Annotated in this window: 25 protein-coding genes and 2 tRNA genes; 12 read left to right on the top strand and 15 right to left on the bottom strand. The window is 61.9% G+C overall.

The features are described from left to right. Positions 1-20 precede the first annotated feature (20 nt). On the bottom strand, positions 21-1,169 hold the full coding sequence (locus DM826_RS06505) for a hypothetical protein (protein ID WP_120102591.1): 1,149 nt from the start codon (positions 1,167-1,169) through the stop codon (positions 21-23). A gap of 1,029 nt (positions 1,170-2,198) precedes the next feature. Here DM826_RS06505 and DM826_RS06500 point away from each other — a divergent pair. The 3 genes from DM826_RS06500 to DM826_RS06490 all read left to right on the top strand — a co-directional run bounded on the left by DM826_RS06500 (position 2,199) and on the right by DM826_RS06490 (position 3,304). Further along, positions 2,199-2,717 carry an HNH endonuclease gene (locus DM826_RS06500; RefSeq protein ID WP_120102590.1) on the top strand — a complete coding sequence of 173 codons (519 nt, stop codon included), beginning with the start codon at positions 2,199-2,201 and terminating at the stop codon, positions 2,715-2,717. Between the two features lie 90 nt (positions 2,718-2,807). Beyond that, complete coding sequence (locus tag DM826_RS06495; protein ID WP_120102589.1) at positions 2,808-3,074, top strand: hypothetical protein; 267 nt, start codon at positions 2,808-2,810, stop codon at positions 3,072-3,074. Positions 3,075-3,115: 41 nt separating this feature from the next. After that, on the top strand, positions 3,116-3,304 hold the full coding sequence (locus DM826_RS06490; protein ID WP_120102588.1) for a hypothetical protein: 189 nt from the start codon (positions 3,116-3,118) through the stop codon (positions 3,302-3,304). 27 nt (positions 3,305-3,331) lie between these two features. Here the strand turns inward: DM826_RS06490 and DM826_RS06485 are convergent, their stop codons facing one another. After that, positions 3,332-3,598 (bottom strand): HAH_0734 family protein, encoded by a 267-nt coding sequence (locus DM826_RS06485; protein ID WP_120102587.1) that lies wholly within the window; start codon positions 3,596-3,598, stop codon positions 3,332-3,334. A 122-nt stretch (positions 3,599-3,720) separates the two neighbouring features. Here DM826_RS06485 and hpt point away from each other — a divergent pair, with 122 nt between their 5' ends. The 3 genes from hpt (at position 3,721) to DM826_RS06470 (ending at position 5,978) form a co-directional block, all read left to right on the top strand. Further along, positions 3,721-4,287, top strand: a complete 567-nt coding sequence (gene hpt, locus DM826_RS06480) for a hypoxanthine/guanine phosphoribosyltransferase (RefSeq protein ID WP_120102586.1) — start codon at positions 3,721-3,723, stop codon at positions 4,285-4,287. A gap of 89 nt (positions 4,288-4,376) precedes the next feature. After that, a tRNA-Thr gene (locus tag DM826_RS06475) sits at positions 4,377-4,450 on the top strand. A 106-nt stretch (positions 4,451-4,556) separates the two neighbouring features. Next, on the top strand, positions 4,557-5,978 hold the full coding sequence (locus tag DM826_RS06470; RefSeq protein ID WP_120102585.1) for a sensor histidine kinase: 1,422 nt from the start codon (positions 4,557-4,559) through the stop codon (positions 5,976-5,978). A gap of 24 nt (positions 5,979-6,002) precedes the next feature. Here the strand turns inward: DM826_RS06470 and DM826_RS06465 are convergent, their stop codons facing one another. After that, positions 6,003-6,425: a DUF2391 family protein gene (locus DM826_RS06465; protein ID WP_120102584.1), complete on the bottom strand. Its 423-nt coding sequence runs from the start codon at positions 6,423-6,425 to the stop codon at positions 6,003-6,005. Between the two features lie 183 nt (positions 6,426-6,608). Here DM826_RS06465 and DM826_RS13015 point away from each other — a divergent pair, with 183 nt between their 5' ends. From DM826_RS13015 to DM826_RS06455, 3 genes are all read left to right on the top strand, one after another. Then, the gene (locus DM826_RS13015) at positions 6,609-6,785 is read left to right on the top strand and encodes a DUF7501 family protein (protein ID WP_165853261.1); all 177 of its coding nucleotides are present in this window, start codon (positions 6,609-6,611) and stop codon (positions 6,783-6,785) included. Positions 6,786-6,929: 144 nt separating this feature from the next. After that, on the top strand, positions 6,930-7,673 hold the full coding sequence (gene psmA / locus DM826_RS06460) for an archaeal proteasome endopeptidase complex subunit alpha (RefSeq protein ID WP_120102583.1): 744 nt from the start codon (positions 6,930-6,932) through the stop codon (positions 7,671-7,673). Positions 7,674-7,758: 85 nt separating this feature from the next. Further along, complete coding sequence (locus tag DM826_RS06455; RefSeq protein WP_120102582.1) at positions 7,759-8,610, top strand: MOSC domain-containing protein; 852 nt, start codon at positions 7,759-7,761, stop codon at positions 8,608-8,610. A gap of 18 nt (positions 8,611-8,628) precedes the next feature. Here DM826_RS06455 and nadC read toward each other — a convergent pair whose 3' ends face one another. The 3 genes from nadC to nadA are packed head-to-tail and all read right to left on the bottom strand — an operon-like array spanning position 8,629 to position 12,126. Continuing rightward, entirely contained in the window at positions 8,629-9,447 is an 819-nt protein-coding gene (gene nadC, locus DM826_RS06450; protein WP_120102581.1) for a carboxylating nicotinate-nucleotide diphosphorylase, read from the bottom strand. Beyond that, entirely contained in the window at positions 9,447-10,991 is a 1,545-nt protein-coding gene (locus tag DM826_RS06445; protein WP_120102580.1) for an L-aspartate oxidase, read from the bottom strand. The genes nadC and DM826_RS06445 overlap by 1 nt, the downstream gene beginning before the upstream one ends. A 1-nt stretch (position 10,992) precedes the next feature. After that, on the bottom strand, positions 10,993-12,126 hold the full coding sequence (gene nadA, locus DM826_RS06440) for a quinolinate synthase NadA (RefSeq protein WP_120102579.1): 1,134 nt from the start codon (positions 12,124-12,126) through the stop codon (positions 10,993-10,995). 233 nt (positions 12,127-12,359) lie between these two features. Here nadA and DM826_RS06435 point away from each other — a divergent pair. Further along, positions 12,360-12,434: transfer RNA gene (locus tag DM826_RS06435), tRNA-Glu, on the top strand. A 51-nt stretch (positions 12,435-12,485) separates the two neighbouring features. Here the strand turns inward: DM826_RS06435 and DM826_RS06430 are convergent. The 4 genes from DM826_RS06430 to DM826_RS06415 form a co-directional block, all read right to left on the bottom strand. After that, on the bottom strand, positions 12,486-13,250 hold the full coding sequence (locus DM826_RS06430) for a pirin family protein (protein WP_120102578.1): 765 nt from the start codon (positions 13,248-13,250) through the stop codon (positions 12,486-12,488). A gap of 93 nt (positions 13,251-13,343) precedes the next feature. Next, positions 13,344-14,177 carry a hypothetical protein gene (locus tag DM826_RS06425; protein WP_120102577.1) on the bottom strand — a complete coding sequence of 278 codons (834 nt, stop codon included), beginning with the start codon at positions 14,175-14,177 and terminating at the stop codon, positions 13,344-13,346. 43 nt (positions 14,178-14,220) lie between these two features. Next, positions 14,221-15,699 carry a cysteine--tRNA ligase gene (cysS, locus tag DM826_RS06420; protein WP_120102576.1) on the bottom strand — a complete coding sequence of 493 codons (1,479 nt, stop codon included), beginning with the start codon at positions 15,697-15,699 and terminating at the stop codon, positions 14,221-14,223. Between the two features lie 57 nt (positions 15,700-15,756). Then, positions 15,757-16,266: a DUF7523 family protein gene (locus tag DM826_RS06415; protein WP_120102575.1), complete on the bottom strand. Its 510-nt coding sequence runs from the start codon at positions 16,264-16,266 to the stop codon at positions 15,757-15,759. Positions 16,267-16,434: 168 nt separating this feature from the next. Between DM826_RS06415 and DM826_RS06410 the strand changes: the two genes are divergently transcribed. Next, entirely contained in the window at positions 16,435-17,313 is an 879-nt protein-coding gene (locus DM826_RS06410) for a CbiX/SirB N-terminal domain-containing protein (protein ID WP_120102724.1), read from the top strand. Continuing rightward, positions 17,314-18,432: a DR2241 family protein gene (locus DM826_RS06405; RefSeq protein WP_165853260.1), complete on the top strand. Its 1,119-nt coding sequence runs from the start codon at positions 17,314-17,316 to the stop codon at positions 18,430-18,432. Positions 18,433-18,435: 3 nt separating this feature from the next. Here the strand turns inward: DM826_RS06405 and DM826_RS06400 are convergent, their stop codons facing one another. From DM826_RS06400 to DM826_RS06380, 5 genes are all read right to left on the bottom strand, one after another. Then, positions 18,436-19,014, bottom strand: a complete 579-nt coding sequence (locus DM826_RS06400) for a DUF7524 family protein (RefSeq protein ID WP_120102574.1) — start codon at positions 19,012-19,014, stop codon at positions 18,436-18,438. A gap of 46 nt (positions 19,015-19,060) precedes the next feature. Then, a complete protein-coding gene (locus tag DM826_RS06395) occupies positions 19,061-19,255 on the bottom strand; it encodes a methytransferase partner Trm112 (RefSeq protein ID WP_120102573.1) in 195 nt (64 codons plus the stop codon). Between the two features lie 70 nt (positions 19,256-19,325). Next, the gene (locus DM826_RS06390) at positions 19,326-19,727 is read right to left on the bottom strand and encodes a response regulator (RefSeq protein ID WP_120102572.1); all 402 of its coding nucleotides are present in this window, start codon (positions 19,725-19,727) and stop codon (positions 19,326-19,328) included. A 158-nt stretch (positions 19,728-19,885) separates the two neighbouring features. Continuing rightward, positions 19,886-20,161 carry a ribonuclease P protein component 4 gene (locus DM826_RS06385; protein WP_120102571.1) on the bottom strand — a complete coding sequence of 92 codons (276 nt, stop codon included), beginning with the start codon at positions 20,159-20,161 and terminating at the stop codon, positions 19,886-19,888. A gap of 96 nt (positions 20,162-20,257) precedes the next feature. Continuing rightward, on the bottom strand, positions 20,258-20,689 hold the full coding sequence (locus DM826_RS06380; RefSeq protein ID WP_120102570.1) for a hypothetical protein: 432 nt from the start codon (positions 20,687-20,689) through the stop codon (positions 20,258-20,260). Between the last annotated feature and the right edge of the window lie 47 nt (positions 20,690-20,736).

Genomic DNA, 20,736 nt, shown 5'->3' with positions numbered 1-20,736 from the left:
TGGCGATCGTGCCGGCCTCCTCAGGCAGGCTGTTTGTCGCCGTGGGTTTCGAGGGTATCCCTGACCAACGGGAGCCGCGCCCCGGTTTCGGCGGCGATCTCGGCGTACGTTTGGGTCGGGTTCGCTGCCGCCTGCTCGATGATCTCCTGTTGGAGGGCGGACAGCGATTCATCCCCTGTAGCCGTGTCGTCTGTCGCCGTCGACGCTGCGGTTGCTGTGTCGTCGATGTCGTGGGCCTCAAGGGTATCTCTGACCAGCGGCAGCCGGGCCCCGACCGTCTCAGCAATCTCGGCGTAGGTGTCTTCGGGTGCGTCGGCGGCCGCTGCAAGGATCGCCTGCTGTATCTCCGAGAGCGCATCGTGATCGCCGGCGGCTTCGGTATCTGCTGTTGCTGTCGCCGCGATGTCGTGGTTGTCGGGGAGGGTTGCGGTCTCCTCGTGGGCGTCGCGGATATCCCGAACCAACCCAACATGGCTGTCGACGCGTACAGCGATCTCCTTGTTGGTCGCCTCCGGGTTCCGCAGTGCCGCCTCAAGGACGGCCTGCTCCGTCTCGTTGAATGTGGCTGAATCAGTCGGTTTTGCGCCGCTGGCCTGTCGTCTCGTCGTTGTCTCGGGGCCGTGGGCGGCGATCGTATCCCGCACAAGCGGGAGTCGCGTGCCGGTTTGGTCGGCGATCTCCCTGTTGGTCAACGCCGGGTTCTCCCTGGCAGTCTCAAGAATCCGCTCTTGGGCTGCCGAGAGTAGCTCTTGGTTGAACTCCATTGCTGACCCACTCGCTTCGTCGGCTGTCGTCGGTTCGTCGTCGGGTAGTGTCGCTACCGCCTCATAGGCATCGCGGATATCTCGAACCAGCCCAACGTGGGTGCCGACACGGGTGGCGATCTCCCGGTTTGTCGAGTCAGGATTCCGCAACGCCGCTTCGAGGACGACCTGTTCGGTGGCATTGAACGACGCCGAGTCGGTTGGTTTGCTGCCGGTTGTCGACCCATCAGCCTGGTCGTCGATGGCGTCGCCGTGAGCCGCCAGCGTATCACGGACGGTTGCGACGATGTGTCCGGTTTCGGCGGCGATCTCAGCGGTCGTTAGCTCCGGTCGTGCTGCGGCGACCTCGAGGATTCGCTCTTGGCCTGGCGATATCGACTCAGTTACGGGATTGTCATCACTCATCGTTTGATTCTCTGCCTCTCACGTGGGATCGGCGTGGCTCTTGGCACGCCCCACTCGTGGTCGCTTGTCGATACATACACATACTCACTCATAACTACACGTTTAATACTGTATTTTTGTCAGTTGACAGGAATAAAACTGGTCAAAGTAAATATTGTATGGAAAATATGAGGAAAGTTTGTAATAAGTGGGCTATTACTGTAGTGTACCACTACTTATTACCTGAAACGTATCTGATCTTGGGGTATTCGGTACTGTCGCCGCTGGGCGATTGTATCGATGGCAATCACATCTCCTACGCGTTATGTTTAAGACCCTGCCTGTCGTACTACCGTCTGTCCATCTGGTGTCTCGGTTCTCAGTGCTGAACATGGTGAACCTTCTCTCAGACACCAGGTGGGCGGTTCAACTGAAACGCTCCTAAGAGCGTTGCTGATGTCACTGTGCTGTTGTGTCTGTTGTCTCGTAGTGATGGCTCCCGCGAATCCCGGGTGCCTGTTCCGCCAACTCTCTGGTTCTGGTGCGACCGCGTTGCCGAGCGTTGTTCCGGCCTCTCTACATCAGTTGTGATAATTTAACGCACAGCTTTATCACTAAAATTCTCCTTGATACTGATACAGCCTGTGAACCTGTCTAACTGACATCGGAATGCAGGCTTCAACACTGAGAACCGAGACACCAATCTCGCTTACCGTTGTTCTGTTGTCGATTTTCTGTTGATCGCTGCCCCGGTAGCACTGCCGACCTGCGACCACTGCCAGGGCGTACAGTTTTATCACTCCCGGCTGTTGGGCGTCGTATGATCGGTGAGTCAGCGAACCCGGCGGCGACACAGGAGGTTGTCGTCCTTACGGGTGTTGTCGTTATCATCATCATCGTCGCCGTCATCGGCTTTCTCTGGATGCTCTCCCGATGAGCGAGCGGGGCGGCCACTGGGAGCGGCTGCCGGGTCGTGAGCAGGCCCACCATGGCTGTGTGTGAGGGCGTCTCCAAGTATAACTAAATACCGTGGGCTTCGTACTCTTGAATATGTCTGCGGGGACTGATACCACTGCCCATGATTTGGTCGCCTGCGAGAAGTGCGGCCAGCAGGGTTCCCCCGAGGAGATGGTCGACCACTATATCGTTCCATTGGCGTTCGATGGCCGCGACGATCCCGACAACATCGCAACGCTTTGTACTCATTGCGCGCGGTATGCGCCCGACGACTTCCTCGACCCTGAGGAGTACGAACCGGTCTTCGAGGATTACGTCGCTACCGATACACGCCCCGAGGTCGATTTCGCGTACTTTGGGGTGATTGCCACCGAGAAGCTAGCCACCGCCTACCGCGATGCGGCAGGGGGAATCAGCGGCGAGCTCGACGCCGACGAACTGGTCGAAAGTATCGATCCCATCGTCAACACCGTCCAGAGCCTCCCGGCGACTGAGGACGAACACAATCCGGCGTACTACTGGATCCTGTATGCTCGGTTCGCGGAGTACGGTCGGGTTCCCGAGGCTGACCCGCTCACCGAGAAGTACATCGACGGCGAGCTGACAGACTGATTGGTGTGGCTCCAGATTGGCGATTTCGAACGGCTGGACGCGGCGATAATTTGACAAAATGCAATTATGACTGCAGCCAAATGATACAGTATGCATCGAACACTCTTTGTGACGCTGGTGGTCGTCGTCGCACTCGTTGCTGGCGTCACCGGCTCGGTTAGTGCCCAGTCAAATCCACCGATTACCTGTGGTGGCGAGACGGGTGAAATACAGATTGATCAGGTCGTTGCTGTGTACAACGACAACACCGACGCCGTCCCGTCAATGGTGGGTTCGGTTGCGGCATCCAACACCACCGAACTACAGGTCGAGAACGCTCCCAGAAGTATTACACCCTACAGGCTGACGGCTCCTTAGCGATCACGTCAGTCGAACTCGGCGAGGCCGAGAACCCGAACGTGATCGTCAAGACCGACCGCCAGACGGCCTGTTCGCTCTACACGGCTGCGGATCCGGTCGCGACGTTCAACCAGGCCTACGATAGCGGCGAGATCACGATCGAAGGCGCGGGGACGATCGACAAGGTAAAAGTGTTTATCGCCAAGCAGGCGATGAACCTCGCTGGTATGTTCGGCGCGGCTGCCTGATCGGCACACGATCGAACCGCTCGGTGGTTAGACGGACAGTTCGTTGTTCGCCTGGATGACCTCAAGTGACTCGGCGTCGATGGTGTCGACATCGAGCCAGTTGGGGACGTACTCCCGTTTCTCGAAGGTTTCGCGTTCGTCTTCGGTGCCGATCGTACACCACAGCTGTACCTCATCGGGGCCGTGCCAGTCGCCCTGTCGCTGGATCGCAAAACAGATCTGCTCGCGCCCATCGTAGTCGATGATCGCGCCCTTGCGGATACCGGGGTCGCCGGTGACGATGAGATGTTGCATACCCGGGCTTCGACTGGCTGGCTGTTAATGGCTTCGATGCGGGTGATCCGGCCACCCCCGGCGTCGCTCGCGCCTCGCTGGGAGGATCGTCATCTTTAGGTCTCGTCTGGTGAAGAAGTGGTATGGATCGCTTGCAGCAGTCGCTTCTCGACGCACCGATCATCGAAAAGGGCGACTACGAGTATTTCGTCCATCCGATCAGCGACGGGGTACCAATGCTGCGCCCCGAACTGCTGCGGGAGATTGTCATCCGAATTATTCGGAAGGCCGAGATCGAAAACGTCGACAAGATCGTCACGCCGGCGGCGATGGGCATCCACATCTCGACGGCCGTTTCGCTGATGACCGATATCCCGCTGGTCGTCATCCGGAAACGTTCCTACGGGCTTGACGGTGAGGTGTCGCTGTCGAAACAGACCGGCTACTCCGAATCGGAGATGTACATCAACGATGTCGAGCCCGGCGACCGCGTGCTCGTCCTTGACGACGTGCTCTCGACCGGTGGGACGATGGCGGCCATCCTCGATGCGCTGACCGAGATCGGCACGGAGATCGCCGATGTGGTCGCGGTGATCAAGAAGGCCGGCCCGAACGAGCTTGATGAAACTGACTACCACGTCAAGACGTTGATCAACGTGACCGTCGAAGACGGCGAAGTCGAGATCATTGACGCGATGGGCGACGACTGAGCCGGCGTCGAGACCACCGACGGCGCGGCGGCTGTTTCGCAACCCTTATTTCTGCAATCACGCAACGAGGAAGTAGCCACGGACGGCGTGCCGGAGTAGCTCAGCCTGGCAGAGCGAATCCTTCGTAAGGATTAGGCCGAGGGTTCAATTCCCTCCTCCGGCTTTGGGTAGCATGTTGGTTGGTCGTATCGCTCTATCTTACTATCGCGATCGACACCCACACCTGCAGAATTAAACCCGCCGACACGCTACGACTACAAACCACCCACATGGTGAGACACGAATCGCTCTCGATACTCGTTGTCGACGACAGTGAGTTCTTTGCCACCCTGGTCGCCGAGACGCTCAGCGAGGAACACGGGATGGCAACGACCGCTGTCACCGATCCTCGGGAGGCGGTGTCGATCGCCGCCGAGGGCACGGTCGACTGTATCGTGAGCGACTACCAGATGCCGGATCTCACCGGCTTGGAGCTGTATGATGCCATTGTCGACAAAACCGATGTCCCCTTTATTTTGGTCACCAGCGAGGGCGATGAGACAGTCGCCAGTCGCGCGATCCGCAAGGGCGTCGACGAGTACATCCTCAAACAGGATATCAACGAGGCTGACGCGCTCAAACTGCTGGCCAACCGTATCGATAACGTCGTCGATAGACACCGCACCCAGCAGAAATACGAACGCCTCGTCGCCAACGCCCCCGACGAGATCAGCCAGGTGCGACTCGATGGGACGATCTTGGCCGCAAATGAGACGATGGCGCGGGCGTTCAACACCACCACCGACGAGCTTGTTGGCCAGCAATTGTCCTCGATTCTGCCCGAGGATGTTGCCGAAAACCGCCGCACACAGGGTCAACGAGCGATTACCGCCGGCAGCGTTGTGACGTTTCAGGACAGCATCGGCCTCCGGCATTTTCACAACATCGTGGTTCCGCTGGAGACCGGCAGCGAGGAGGATTCGGTACAGATCGTCACCCGTGAGATCACCCTCCAGAAACACAACGAAGAGGAACTCCGCCGCAAAAAAGAGGAACTCACCTTCATTAACCGGATCGTCAGCCACGACATCAAAAACGATGTCAACGTCATCTCCGGGTGGGCAGGCGTCCTCCCGGATCACACCGATCCAGCGGCCATCGAGATGGTCGAGCGGATCAGAGAAACGAGTGACCATATCGCAGAACTCGCCCAGATCGCCAAGGACTTCGTCGACTCGATCGAGGGAACGACCACCGTTGACCTCGAAGCGATCGACCTTGGCGCAATCGTCGACACTGAGGTGAGCAAGCTTCGCTCAAAACACGACGACGTAACGATCACCGTCGGCGACGAGATCGACGCCGTCGTTCGAGCGAACGAACTGCTGTCATCGGTGGTCGGCAACCTCCTCACGAATGCGATCCGGCACAACGATACCGACGCCCCTGCGATCGAGATCACTGCCGACCGGACGGCCACGACGATCGTCCTCCGGATCGCCGACAACGGGCCGGGGATTCCTGACAGCGAGAAGGAGGCTGTATTCGAGAAGGGTCGCAAGGGCGCCGAAAGCCCGGGCTCGGGGATCGGGCTCTATCTCGTCTCGAAACTGGTCGATCAGTACAACGGCGAGATCTGGGTTGAAGACGCCGAGCCAACCGGGGCGATATTTGTTGTCGAACTCCAGATCTACGATCCGGATATCGACTGACCCACCGGCGGCCGCCACACCATCTCAAAAGAGGCTATCGGTCGTTACAGCCCCAACAACGCTAAACACAGCCGCGATGCTGATCGCTCGGACGGTGACTGCTGCGCGGGCTGCCGGCTCAAGATCGCTCAGGAACACAGCCGGTGCGGTAATCGCGATGGCAAGCGCGCCGACAGAGCCGAAGGCAACGAGTAACACCGAGATGAAGCGGATCGGGACGCCAGCGATCGCTGCCTCGCGTCGTGGATCACGATCGTTGTCCGCACCGTAGAGACCGCCGTAGCCGATCGCCATCACGGCACCGATGAGGACGATGCTGTGCAGCGGCGTCATATTGCGAGCGAGCGACCACACTTCCTCGGTGACGACGAATGGCCCGGCCAGCAGAAACCCGCCGACGATCTGTTGGGCGGTGTCGGCGAGTTTGTGTTTTCGTCGTTCGTTCATACCCACCCTTTCGCATGCTGGATGGAAGAGCTACCGGCTGGCGGCTCAGCGGTGTTGCCCTTGTGAAGTGCTGTCTGGTGGGCTGCTGTTTCTCACGCCGAACTCGATTTATCGGAGCTGTTTCGTCAGAAAGATCGATTGATCGTGCACAATCGTTATATGGCTGGCGACAAAGCATGTGGTATGGCAACAGCTACCAATTCCGTCGAGCCCAACCGCTGTCCGTTCTGTGAGCGACCTATCGGCTCCGCCGGCGCCGGCTTCATGGAACACATCGAGTCACACCCTGAGTGCAACGAGGCCTTCGAGCTATGGCGTGAGCGCGTCGACGGCGATATGCCGGGTGGCTGGGCCGGCTGATCGGTGGCAGTCGGGACAGCCGCAGGGTGCGACAGCGACCAGCGGGCAGTGCCCCGGAATGGGTAGCAAGGGTTTTTCCTATCGGTCTCTTAGGTGGTGACAGATGAATCAGTACGCAGTTGGTCGCCGGTTTGGAGGACAGCGATGAGAGGGAACGACCAGCAGGCCTACGACCGCGGCACGTCACTGTTTTCGCCGGACGGTCGGATCTATCAGGTTGAGTACGCCCGCGAAGCCGTCTCTCGTGGTGCGCCAAGCGTCGGCATCCGAACAGCCGACGGCGTCGTGCTGGCCGCCCAGAGCCGCGCGGGCTCCTCGCTGATGGAATCCGAGAGTATCGAAAAGCTGCATAAGATTGACGATCACGTCGGTGCGGCTTCCGCGGGCCACGTCGCCGATGCTCGTCAGCTGATCGACTTCGCCCGCCAGCAGGGCCAGGTCAGCCAGCTCCGGTACGGCGAGCCGATCGACGTGGAGGCGCTCACCAAGCGACTCACCGATCACATTCAGGAAAATACCCAGCGCGGTGGCACCCGTCCGTACGGGGCAGCCCTGCTCATCGGCGGGATCGACAACGGTGAGCCACGGCTGTTCGCGGCCGACCCCTCGGGAACCCCCAACGAGTGGAAGGCGACGGTCATCGGTGGCTCCGGTGCGGACATCCAGGAATTCCTCGAAGAGGAATGGGACGACGAGATCAGCCACGACGACGGCCTCGCGCTTGCGGTACGCGCGCTCCGCGTTGCGACTGATGAACTCGGCCCGAAGGAAGTCAGTATCTCCACTCTCTCTGCGGATGAGGGGTACCGCTCGCTGAGCGTCGACGAGATCGAGGAGATCTTCGACGACGCCGATATCGACCTTGACGCCGACGAAGCCGACGAGTAAGCCAGCGGCTCACGCGTCCCCGTCGACGCCGCTGAATATTTGGTTGAACCGATGGATTTTCTATTCAGTGTGCTGTCCTGCCGACATGCACCCTCCGGAGTCGGCGACGGTTGAACACATATTGATGTACCCGATCAAATCGCTCGACGAACGGTCGGTCGAGCGTGTCGAGATTGTCACCAACGGCGGGCTTGCCGGCGACCGCGAGTACGCGCTGTTTGACGGCGACGGCGACTACGTCAACGGAAAAAACGACCGGCAGGTGCATCCGATCCGTGCGGCCTACGATGGCGAGACAGCGCGCGCAGAGGCGGTGACGTTGTCGACGCCGGAACAAGAGCCACGCCGCTTCGAACTCGGAGCCGTGGCCAACGACGAAACGGCCGCCCTCACCGACTGGCTGCGTGCGTGGTTCGGCTACCCCGTCACGCTCGACCACAACCACGAGGGTGGCTTCCCCGACGACACCACTGCTTCAGGGCCGACGATCATCAGCGAAGCGACGATCGAAACCGTCGCCGGCTGGTTCGACGGCGTCGATCCAGCAGGGATGCGTCGTCGTCTCCGCCCGAATATCGTCCTCGGTGGCGTACCGCCGTTTTGGGAAGACCATCTCTTCGCCGACCGCGAGAGCCGCGTCCGATTCACGATCGGCGACGCCGACTTCCTCGGGGTCAACCCCTGCCAGCGGTGTGTCGTCCCGAGCCGTGATCCCGACACCGGCAACGAGATCGAGGACTTCAACAAGACGTTCATCGCACAGCGGCGGGCGACGATGCCCGACTGGAGCGGCGGCGACTGGTTCAACCACGATTTTCGGCTGATGGTCAACACCGCAGTTCCCGAGGCGAGTTGGGGCGAGACAATCGCTGTCGGTGACGAGCTAACAGTCGACAAAACGGTGCCAGCCGACGAGACATCCGTACCGGCCGAGTAGCGTGCGTGTCGACGCCGCTCACTCACCGGTTCGGAACGAGAAATCGAGGCTCGGAGCCGAGTGTGTCAGCGACCCCATCGAGATGATGTCGACGCCGGTGGCGGCGTAGTCGGCGACGTCGTCGAGGGCGATGCCGCCGCTGGCTTCGGTCAGCACGTCGGGTGTGTCGTCAGCGAGGGCGTCGACCGCTTCGGCGGTTTCGCCCGGCGTCATGTTATCCAGCAGGACGATATCGGCACCCGCCGCGGCCGCACGGCGGGCCTGCTCGGTCGATTCGGCTTCGACTTCGAGCTTCGTCGCAAACGAGACGCGCTCGCGGAACCGCTCGACGGCGGGTTCGAGTCCCATCTCGGCGATGTGGTTCTCCTTGATCATCACCATATGCGAGAGGTCGAGTCGATGGCTGTCGCCGCCGCCAGCGACGACGGCACGTTTCTCGATCCCGCGCAGCCCAGGCGTCGTCTTTCGCGTCCCGGCGATTCGCACGTCGCTGGCGACGCGTTCGGCCCGGTCGACAGCCTCGCGTGTCTTCGTAGCGACGCCCGAGGCGTGGCCCGCAAGGTTCACCGCGACGCGTTCGGCCCGGAGCGTCGCTTGGGCCGCCCCGTTTGTCTGCAGGACGACATCGCCAGCGTCGATAGCGTCGCCGTCGTTGACCTCGCGGTCGGCGTCGACGTCAAGATGGTCGAACACGGCTGCGGCCGCGTCGATCCCGGCGGCAACGCCGGATTCCTTAGCAACGAGTCGCCCACGCGTGTCCCCGCCCACGTCGTTGGTCACGTCGTGGTGGCCGATATCCTCCTGTAGCCACCGGTCGATCTGACTGGCCGTAAGCATCAGTCCCCGTTTGTCGCTGCCGCTGTCGATTCGTTTTCCGCTGCCGCGTCGTCAACGAGATAGTGGCAGCCGACGCTCTCGTCGTTGTCGGCAGCGGCGTTGGCGATCAGGATGGCGACGACCGTGGCGTTCCGGAGTTCATAGAGGCTCCGGGCAGTTCGCGTCCGGGTGTAGGCATCGACTTCGCCTTTGAGTCGCCGGAGGAGTCCACGCGCGCTGTCGATCCCGCTTTTCGTTCGTCGAAGGCCAAGTTCGTCGCTGACGACGCGCCGCAGTCGGTGGAACTTCTCACCAGCAAAACGGTCAGGCAGCGCAGGATCGCTGTTTTGGAGCCGTTGGTACTCGATTGCTTCCGGTTCGAAGCCCGTTGCATCACGGCCAGCGCGGAGGCCCCACACGAGGCCTTCCAGTAGGCTCGTCGAGGCGAGTCGGTTCGCGCCGTGGACGCCGGTGTGTGCACACTCGCCGACAGCATAGAGGCGGTCCAGCGTCGCGCGGCCGTGGTCGTCGACGGCGACACCGCCACAGAGGAAGTGCTCGCAGGGTGCAACCGGAATCCCGTCGGCGGGATCGATCCCGTGGTCGGCACAGCGGTCAGCGAGATTTGGGAACGCTTCTTCGAAGGGTTGCTCCAGCGGGCTGACATCGAGCGTCACGCCCCCAGTCGCGTCGATCTCGTCTTGGACGGCGCGGGCGACGACATCCCGTGGTGCGAGTTCGGCGTCGGCGTGGTAGTCGGGCATGAACCGCTCGCCATCAGCGTTCCGAAGGAGCGCCCCCTCGCCGCGTACCGCCTCGCTCAGCAAGAAGGGTTCCTCGACATCGGCCGCGGTCGGGTGGAACTGGACGTACTCCATGTCCTCGACCTCGGCTCCGGCGAGAAACGCCATAGCGATGCCGTCACCCGTCGAGCCCGGCGGGTTGGTCGACTGCTCGAAGCAGTCGCCGATGCCGCCGGTGGCGAGGACGGTCGCGCCGGCGAAGACCGGTTCGCCGTCGGGTTCGGTATCGAGCAGCGCGCCGTGGACGCGGCCCTCGTGGCGCAGGAGTTCGAGGGCGGCCGTCGATTCGAGGATCTCGACGTTGTCGACCGCGTCGAGATGCGAGAGAAACGGCCGGAGGACGTGCTGGCCGGTCGCGGCGTCGACATGGAGAATGCGATCCTCGGAGTGGGCGGCCTCCTGTGCGAAGTCGTACTCGTCGTCGAGGGTGTCGAACTCGACACCCAGCGTCTCGATCAACACGTCGCGGACGGCGTCGGCGGCGTGCTCGACGAGTACGTCGACCGCTTCGGGGTCGGCCACGCCCGCGCTGGCGTCGATAATGTCGGCTTTGAGTGATTCAGGGTCGCCGCGAGTGGTGGCGATGCCGCCCTGTGCCCAATCGGAGGCGGCGTCTTCGGGTTCGCTGGCCTTTGTGACGAGCAGCACGTCTTCGCCCTTGCGCGCGGCGGCGAGGGCGGCCGCACAGCCGGCGATCCCGGAGCCGACGACGAGCACGTCAGCGGTGCGTGGGGTGTCTGCTGTTGGTGTGTCCGGTGTCATCTTAGAGCTCCAGCATGCGGTCGAGGGCGACGCCGGCGAGTTCTTTCTCCTCGGGAGCGACCTCAACGACGTTGTGTTCGCGGCCCGCTGCCAACTCTTCGAGCACCCACGTCAGGTAGTTCGGGTCGATCTGGCGCATCGCATCGCAGTCCATACACGCGTCGCCACAGAGCGGCACCACGTTCACGTCGTCGTGCCAGCGGTCGAGATGTTTGGCGAGGTGAATTTCGGTGCCGATGGCCCACGTTTCGCCGGGGTCGGCCTCCTCGACGACTTCGGTGATCGTCGCCGTGGAGCCGACGACATCGGCGGCTTCGACGACTTCGCGACGGCACTCGGGGTGGACGACGACGTTGGCGTCGGGGTGTCGCTCGCGTACGTCAGCGATGTGGTCGGCGGTAAATCGCTCGTGAACCTGGCAGTAGCCGTCCCAGAGGACGATTTCGGCGTCTTCGAGTTCGTCGGCGTCCTTCGACTCGGGATCCCAGGGGTTCCACTCGGCGATCGAATCCTCCATGCCGAGGCGGTGGGCCGTGTTTTCGCCGAGGTGTTTGTCCGGCAGGAAGAGCACCTTATCGCCGCGCTCGAAGGCCCACTCGAAGGCCTTGTGGGCGTTCGAGGAGGTACAGACGAGGCCGCCTTGTTCGGCGCAAAAGGCCTTCAGGTCGGCGTAGGAGTTCATGTAGGTGATCGGGATGATCTCACTGTCGGGGTCGGCGGCGGTGATCTGCTCCCAGGCGGCGTCGACCTGCAGGGCTTCGGCCATCCCCGCCATCGGGCATGAAGCCTCCATGCAGGGGAGGATGACTGTCTGGTTGTCGTCGGTGATGATGTCGGCGGATTCGGCCATGAACGTCACCCCGCCGAAGATCACGTACTCGGCGTCGGCCTCAGCAGCGTGTTTGCTCAGGGCGTAGGAATCACCGATAAAATCGGTGTGTTCGACGATCTCGCGTCGCTGGTAGTTGTGGCCGAGGATGACCACGTCGTCGCCGAGTTCGTCGAGCGCGGCTTCGATGCGTGGTTCGCGGTCGGCTTCGGTCAGGTCGCGGTGGCTCGCCGGCAGCTGTTCGAGATTGTCGTACTTAAAAAGGCTCAGTTCGGTATCGAACGTCGCTGTTTCCATGTTGGCCATAGAGTCGGATCCGTTGGGTATCTATGGCACGTCACCTGTATTGAAGAGGTTTTCTATTCAATACTGCTTTTCGGCTGTAGATGTTCGTATATCACCGTCGACGACGATTTCACGTCCACGAACGGGGTGACCATCATACTGTCATTCGTCACGCTGTCACATGGGGCGGCCGAAGCGCAACTGTTTTGATACCAACCCGGCTACAATCGGATGCATTCAGGCGAATGCAGCCTGCTCTGGTGGTGTAGTCCGGCCAATCATATCACCCTCTCACGGTGATGACCAGGGTTCAAATCCCTGCCGGAGCACTTTCCTGCTGTCGTCTCAACTCTCGTAGCCGCTGTTCTCTCGACGAGCTTTCACCGACCGATGGTTCCCTGTCGAGTAACCGGGGCGTCGGGGTTGATATCGAAGGCAACGACGACCGAATCCTCGGCTGCGGTGACTGTCGCCGCCTCGTCGGCGGTTACTAGTGCGCTTTCGGTCTCGCCGACGGCTTCGTCGCCGACCTCGGTTGAGCCATCGAAGACATAACAGTAGGTGTGCCAGCCTGGTCGCGTCGGTAGCGTGACCGACGTGTCGGCGTCGAGTCGAGCGTCATAACAGTGGATATCGTTGCGGACACCCAGTGGGGCGTCGCTTCCCTCAGGGCCGAAGAGGTGTCGCCACGCGTTTTGGGTCGGTTCGGAGATCGGTTCGTGTTGGAGTTTGGGATCCAGGTCGAGACTGTGTGGGCGAACAAAACACTGGAGCATCCGGAGCGGTGGATCCGAGCCATGGGTTTCCTCGGCGTGCCAGAATCCCCGGCCGGCGTTCATCACCAGCAGGTGTTCGGGGTCAGTCACCAGTTCATTGCCCTCGCGATCGTCGTGTCGCATGACGCCCTCCGGTACCCACGAGATAATCTCCTCGTTGCGGTGTTGGTGCATCCGGATCAGCGTGCCGGGATCCATGAACGACTCGACGACCGTCGCCAGCGGGCCGTAGCCGTGGTCGTCGTGGCCGGGCACCATCCGCCCGGGGAAATTGAAATACGTCCGGAACCGGCCTTGCTCCTGTGCAATCTCGGTTCGCGGTGCCGTGTAGATCGGCCGCTCCGACTGTGGCGCGTCAGTGTGTTCCATTCCACGTCGATACGTGATCAGCCGGGATAGCTGTTCTGTGCAACTGGCGTTGCCACCCGCTATTCCGGTATCGACGCGGTCACAGCACCGTCGCTATCGCTCCGGTGTCGCCGTGGCTCGTTCCGTCTCGGTATCTGTGCGCGCCAGAAACTCACCCATGGCTTCGATAAATGCAGCGTCATCGTCGATTTCCTCACGGTCGAAATCCCGGGTCGGAAGCCACCACCGGGCGCGTTTGAGTTTGATCTTCTCGTCGGTGACACGGAAGCTATCGAAATCGGCCCACGGCGTCATCGAGCGGTTGACTCGCAGCCCTTTGTCGGTAACCGCCAACTCTTGGCTGTCGTTGTCGAACAGAAAGAACAGCGATGACAACCCGGTCAGCGAGGTGAACAAGGTTGAGTTCCCATCGAAGCCGTCGAACGCTAGGATCGATACCGCGACACCGACGACGATGAGGCCGACCCCGCCGGCGGCAGCAACTCTGATCGATCGACCGAGACTGCTCTCATTGGCGTCGTCGCCGGTCGTCACGACCGCATATTCGCTCGCTTGTGCTCGGAGTCGACGGTTCCGAATCTCGGCCGCAGCGAGCAGCACGCCGATCCCAGGGAGGACAGCGAGGAGGCCGACAACCGGGAATACATCGGGGGTTGATTCGGGTCGGGCAAGGATCATATACGGTAAAAATAGCAAGGGCGGCAGGATCGTCGCGACGACGACCGACGGTGAGGTAACGCGATCCGGCAGGTCGGCGATGGTGGTCGCTGCCATCGCGGTCGCCGCCGCGATAGCCAGCCCAGCGGCGAGGATCGATCCGAGCGATGCCGAGGCGACGGCGACCCAGCCGAACACCGCAAATGCTGGGAGCACCAGCGTTGCGACGTAGACGCCGAGGAGGGCTTCGATGAGTCGACGACCGTCCATATCGGATGGCTGACGGCAACGAGACAAATATGTGACGTTTCAGCTACTCGAACCGGAACGTCGGCCCATCGTCGCTGTCTTGTACCTCGATGCCGAGGTCGGCCAAGGAGTCCCGAAGGTCGTCGGCACGGTCGTAGTTGCCGGCCTCGCGTTCGGCCTCACGCACGTCTAAGACGAGTTCGACAACCTCACTGGCGAGTGCAACGTCGCCGTCGGTCTCTGTGTCGAATTGGAGGCCGAAGACATCGCCACCAAGCGACTCGAAGGTCTCGATGGCGGCTTTGAGCCCCTGATAGTCGTAGGGCTCTGCTTCCTCGATGTGGCGGTTGACAGCGGTTGTCAGCGAGCGCAACGCGGCCATCGCCTCCCGAACGTTGAAATCGGCGTTCATCGCCGCGGTGAATTCCTCGGTGGTGTCGCTGACCGCCGCCCGGAGGTCGCTGTCCTCGGCTTTCGCGGTCGCATCGACGGAATCACAGGCCGCGACAGCGGCGTGGTAGGTGCGTTCGAGTCGTTCCCAGCGTTCCTCGGCTTCGGCCATCGCTGCCTCGGAGAACGTCTGTTTCGAGCCGTATTCCGTCGAGAGGTAGAACGTGCGGATGACGTTCGGGCCGTATTTTTCGAGGGCATCCTCGACGGTGAAGAAGTTCCCGAGACTGGAGCTCATCTTCTCGTCGTCGGTCTGAAGCAGGCCGGTATGCAGCCAGTAGTTGGCAAACTGCTGGCCGGTGGCGGCCTCGCTTTGGGCGATCTCGTTTTCGTGATGCGGGAAGACCAGATCGTGGCCACCGATGTGAATATCGATCGTGTCGTCGAGATGCGTCATCGACATCGCCGAGCACTCGATGTGCCAGCCGGGGCGACCCTCGCTCCACGGTGACTCCCACGTCTGTCCGGTTGGGTGGTCGTCGCCGTGGTCGTGTTTGGCGTGTTCTTCGATGGCATCGGGTGCGACGCCGCCGGCCTTCCAGAGAGCGAAATCCGCGGGGTTGCGCTTCTCGCTTCGCTCGTCGGGATCGCCTTGGGCTTCGAGGTCGTCGGGCTGTTGATTCGAGAGTTTGCCGTAGTCGTCGAAGGTGGTCACATCGAAGTACACCGAGCCGTTGGCCTCGTAGGCGTGGCCGGCCTCGATCAGCGTCTCGACTAACTCGATGATCTCGGGGATGTGCTCGGAGACACGCGGGTAGACTGTTGCGCGTCGGAAGTTCAGCCCGCGCATGTACTCGATGACGCGAGCGATGTAGTGCCGTGCCACGTCGGCCTCGGTGTCCCACTCCGGGCGTTCGCCGACCCGGGCGGCGATCTTCTCGTTGACGTCAGTAAAGTTCTCGACGTGCCGCACGTCGTAGCCCGAAGCGGCCAGCCAGCGGGCGATTACGTCGGCGTGCGTCCAGAGTCGTGCGTGGCCGAGGTGGGGATCATCCGAGACGGTCAGCCCACAGACGTACACCAGGACTTCATCGCCGGTCGGCTCGAATGCCTCACGCTCGTCTGTCAGGGAGTTCGTCACGGACAGCGCCATTGTTGTCGGTGGTGATACCGGCGGGCGTTTGAAGCCGTCGAATTTTTGCGCTGTCGACTACGCCGCGGCCTCAACCAGCCGGAGGGCTGTCGCCCCTGCTCGACGCGGCACAACCACGACTAGCGCGTCGTCGGCGATGCCGGCCGCCCGTACCTCGATGTCGGCGATCCGCAGCCGATCCAGCACCGTCGCTAACAGGTCGCTGTCGACATCGCCAGTCGCCTGAATCGCCGTCAGCGATGGCGACTCCTCGGCGACATCTGAGGCTGGCGCTGTGGCCGCGTTGGTGCCGAAGCCGACACCGCCGACAGCGAGTTGCGCGTCGGTGTCGACACGGTCGATGCCGCTCTCCATGCGAACCGTCATCGAGCGGTCAGGCTTTTCGTCGCCATCCTCTGTCGACAGCGACTCGCCGAATCGACGCAGCGCGGTAGCGATCGCTTCGGTGTCGCCGTCGATATCGAGGCTGTCGGCGGCGGCGGTGTAGTTGAGGATGCCCGCCCGCAGCGCGTCATAGAGCGTGGGGCGCTGGCGGACGGCCTCACGCGTTTCGGCGGCAAGTGACATACCAGAGGCGTGTCGCCGACGGTAATGATGATTTCGCCGTCGGTCGGACAGTCATCGATGACCGATCGGTGGAAATTGGCGCAAAAACCACCGCTTGCTCGGTGTCTCGGCAACCCCGATCACCGATCGCCCGAAGTCCATAAGCCATCGACGCCCGAAGCCCCGCGTATGCAATCGCTGGTCATCGTCGCCCACGGGTCGCATCTCAACCCTGATTCGGCGACGCCGACACACACCCACGCCGATACCATCCGGGCAACCGGTGCCTTCGACGAGGTGCGAACCGGCTTCTGGAAGGAGCAGCCCTCGCTTCGTGAGGTGCTCCGCACAACCCACGGCGACGAGATCTACGTCGTCCCGCTGTTCATCAGTGAGGGGTATTTCACCGAGCGGGTCATCCCACGAGAACTCCGGTTAGAGGGCTGGGAGCCGGAGCTGTGGAACTCCGATGGTATCTCGGCGGATACCGCCACGCTGGTCGCCAGCGACATCGACAAGGAGGTACACTACTGCGGCCCCGTCGGCACCCACGAGGCGATGACGGATGTCCTCGTTCGCCGCGCGGAATCGGTCACCGGCGATCCCGAAGTGGGTAACGGATTTGGGTTCGCCGTCGTCGGTCACGGCACCGAGCGCAACGAAAACAGCGCGAAAGCGATCGAGTACCACACCGAACGCCTCCGAGATATCGGGCGGTTCGACGAGGTCAAGGCCCTGTTCATGGACGAGGAGCCGGAGGTCGACGATGTGACCCACCATTTCGACAGCGAGGATATCATTGTCGTCCCGCTGTTTATCGCCGACGGCTTCCACACCCAGGAGGATATCCCTGAGGACATGGGGCTCACTGAGGATTATCGGAACGGATACGACGTGCCCGCGACCGTCGACGGCCACCGGATCTGGTACGGCGGCGCAGTCGGCACCGAGGAACTGACCGCCGATGTGGTGCTCGAACGCGCCGCTGACGCCGGTGCGGATATCGGTGATGCGATCGCGCGGGTGCGACAGCGAACCAACCCAGCGACACAGGTGGCGGGTGAATAGATGTCTGTTGCCGACGCTACGCTTTCAGAAACGCAACTGGCGGCGTTCAGAGAACAGCTTGCGGCGGAACCAATCGAGTACGACGGGCTGGCTGCCGACTACGACGCCGCCGAAGACACCTACTCCATTGAGACGCCCGACCACCAGACCAGCCTCGGTGCTGCCGAACTCAGTACGGTCGCCGGCGAGCAGGCAGCCTACATCTCGAACTGGTATTTCTACACCCAGCAGGTCACTACTGAGCGCAAGCACGCGTTCTGTCGCTGGCTTGAACTGGCCGACGACCGCTCGGTTCCGGCTCGCTACGACGACCTCGAATCCGGCATCGACCGCGAGTGGGGCGAACTCACCATAACGACCACACTGGCAGCCGACGGCGATCGTCGCTACGAGATTCGTCATGTCAACGACAGCGACGCCGACGGCGACGCGCTGACAATGCACACGGATCCGTTTGACGCCCGTGATATCGGGACGCGTGATGCCGACGGTCGCTACCGTCCGCTTCGAACCGCGCCGTCGCTTGACTCTGGTTGGATCTTCCCCAAACTCACCGCCGCTGAGGTCTATGAGGCAGTCGAAGCGTTCTATCCGGCAACGATCGTCAACTGGCACCGCGAACAGCGTGGCGACCTCGATATCGACCACTGGCGGGACGAACAGGATCGACAAAGCGGGATCTACAATCTGATTACCGTCCTGCCCGACGAGGCCGTTGAGTGGGCGGCTGCCGCGTGTTGTGACGACTCCCAGTGTCTCAAACGGCGCGAATGGCAGCTCTCCGAGGACGAACCGTTAGCTGCCGAAGGCGGCGACTGCGTCTTCCCCTGCCGGGAACCGTGCTCGATGGTTGTCGCCGCGGGGCGGGAGTGGGCCAAACTGGAACGGGAGGACACCCAGACCTACGAGTTCGAGCTCACCCCAAGCGAAAAGGAACAGATCGAGGCCATCATCGACGCGGTCGCCGATGGCACCGTCGACGATATCCGCGAAGCCGACCTCTCCGAGGGAGCCAACCGCTACCGGGCGCGATACCTCCGCGAGAAGCGGTTCGACGACGATGGCAATCTGTCGGGGACGCCGACACATCCCGATGGCCACGACGACGATAGCAAATGAGAACTAGACGCGTACGGCTAGGCCGACAGCAACGATAACGCCAAGCAGCACAACGATCGCACCCGCGACGACAACGCCGCTTTCGAGTGTGACGGCGATAGCAACCGCCAGCACCACTGCGAGCAGCCCGAAGCCAACCAGCAGTCCAGTCGAGTTCCCGCCGGCGACGGCGTCGGCGAGCTGTTCGGCGGTGGTTGGTTCCGCCGGTGGCTCACGCTGGGGTTTCGATAGCGATTCGTCGACGGTGACGCGGTTTGGATCCTCTGACGGCGGTTTTACGCTAATCGTCGTGTAAGCGACTTCCGAACCGTATCCGGTGGCGATCTTGAGCCGACCGGTCACCGCCGCCGATCGTGGGTTGACGGCGACCGAAACCGGGCGTTCGTTCTCGGGTTCGACGTAATGGTTGTTCGCCCGGATGTCGGCGACGGCTGACAACGTCTCATCGAGATTGAGATGGACGTGGACGGCCTCGCCGTGGTTGTCTAACAGGAGCTCAACGGGCCCGCTGGTCTCGAAGCTATCGGGCGCGGTGATCGAATGAAGGCCGTCGTCGTTGAGCGATACTGTCAGTTGCGACACGGTTGTGAATCGACCCCACGGAACAAAAAGCTACAGGTACACCGGATCAGGCCGCGGCTTCGTCCCGCATATCCGGCGGCAGCAGGTTCGGGATGCCGTCCTCGATGGGGTAGGCCTCCCCGCACTCCGTACAGGTGAGTGTCCCCTCGATGATCTCTTCGTCGTCTTTTGTGTCGACGGTCAGTTCGAGGTCGTGTTTGTCCACCGGACAACAGAGGATGTCCATGAGCGACTCCTTCATTACCATCTGCTGGGGTCGGAATCAACAAAAGCCTACGGGTTCCGTCGGCTGTGCTCACCCGCTTGGCTGATCAGCGGTCGCTGTAGGCTTTCAACACGAGGCTGATTCGATTGGCGAGGACATCCATCTCGCCGGTCGCGTGGTCGCCCTTGTAGACAAACTCCGTGACGCCGGCCCGGATCGCGTCGCTGGCGATCGGTTCGAGCTCTTTGCCGGTGAGAATGATGATCGGGATCTCCGGCTCCTCGTTTCGGCCGTTGATCGAGGCGGCGAGTTTGACCCCATTTGTCTCCGGGAGCTCGTAGTTTGTTACGATGCATTCAATGTCGTCGTACTCCGTGAGTGCCGCTCGGACGTCATCAGCCGTATCGACGGTCGTCACGTAGAAGCCGTGGATCTCCTCCAGCGTCTCGGCGACCCGGGTCGCCATGAAATCGCTGTCTTCCACGAGGAGCACATGCGGTGCTGCCATTGCTATCGACTCTGGTTGCTACTGATTAATAATTGTATGTTAATCGTATCCGTTTGGTGACAGCACAAGCGACCGCAGCCGCCGGCCCGCCGCCTCGCTGTGCGGATTTTTGTAACTATACCATCACAACGCTGTGTATCGCTCCCAGCGATTCGTGATCAGTCGTATGGATACCGCTTGATCGCCCCACAGTCACAGCTGATGGCGACATGGCCGTCCTGCAGTCTGACGCGCGCGTTGACACCAGGCCGGAGGGCGACCGCACAGCGCGGGCAGGTAAACCGCTTGAATGCCCGCGGCAGCCCACACCGGTTCCGTTCGGCGATGCGGCGGGCCAGCCGAACGTACTCCCGTGAGCGGTCGAACTCGCCGTTGGCGGTCGCCTCCTTTGCGAGAGCGAACAGTCGCTCGATACGCTCGGCGGCGATACTCACTGTCGGTATCTCGGAGCCGAGTGCGTGTTAGGTGTTGCGACCCACCGCGAACCTGTAGCCACTCGCTGTTGAAAAGAGGCTCTCGGCGAGCGTAGCTTAGTCTTCGAGCGCGTCGGCGATCCGGCGTAGCTCGCGGTTGGCATCTCGCACCTCATCGCGGAGCTGACGGATTTCACGGACGAGTTGTTCGTTGTCGTTGGACGACTCCTCGCCGCCACCCATGCCTGGCGGGCCGCCGCCCATGCCGCCCGGGCCGCCACCGCCGCCCATCATCCCGCTCATCATCTGGGCGAAGGGGTTGCCGCCACCGCCGCCACCCATGCCGCCGGGCGCGCCACCGCCGCCCATCATCTCCTCGGGGCTTGGCTGGCCTTCGCCGCCCTCTTCGCGTTCCTGCTGTCGTTTCTCGCGGATCTCTTCGACGCGCTCACGGAAGGATTTCTCCTCGCCGTCGGCGTCCGCAGCGTCGGGCTGCTCTGGGGTCTCAGGCTCCTCAGCGTCCGGCGTGGATTCCTCGTCGTCTGTCATGGCTCCGCGTTCGCCCGGGGGACGGAAAACGGTTGTTGGTTTAGGGC

The sequence above is a fragment of the Halonotius aquaticus genome, assembly GCF_003605575.1.
In the GTDB taxonomy this organism is placed as follows: Archaea; Halobacteriota; Halobacteria; order Halobacteriales; family Haloferacaceae; genus Halonotius; species Halonotius aquaticus.
The sequence above is the reverse complement of the archived record's forward strand: the minus strand, read 5'-3'. Positions and strand labels throughout refer to the sequence as shown.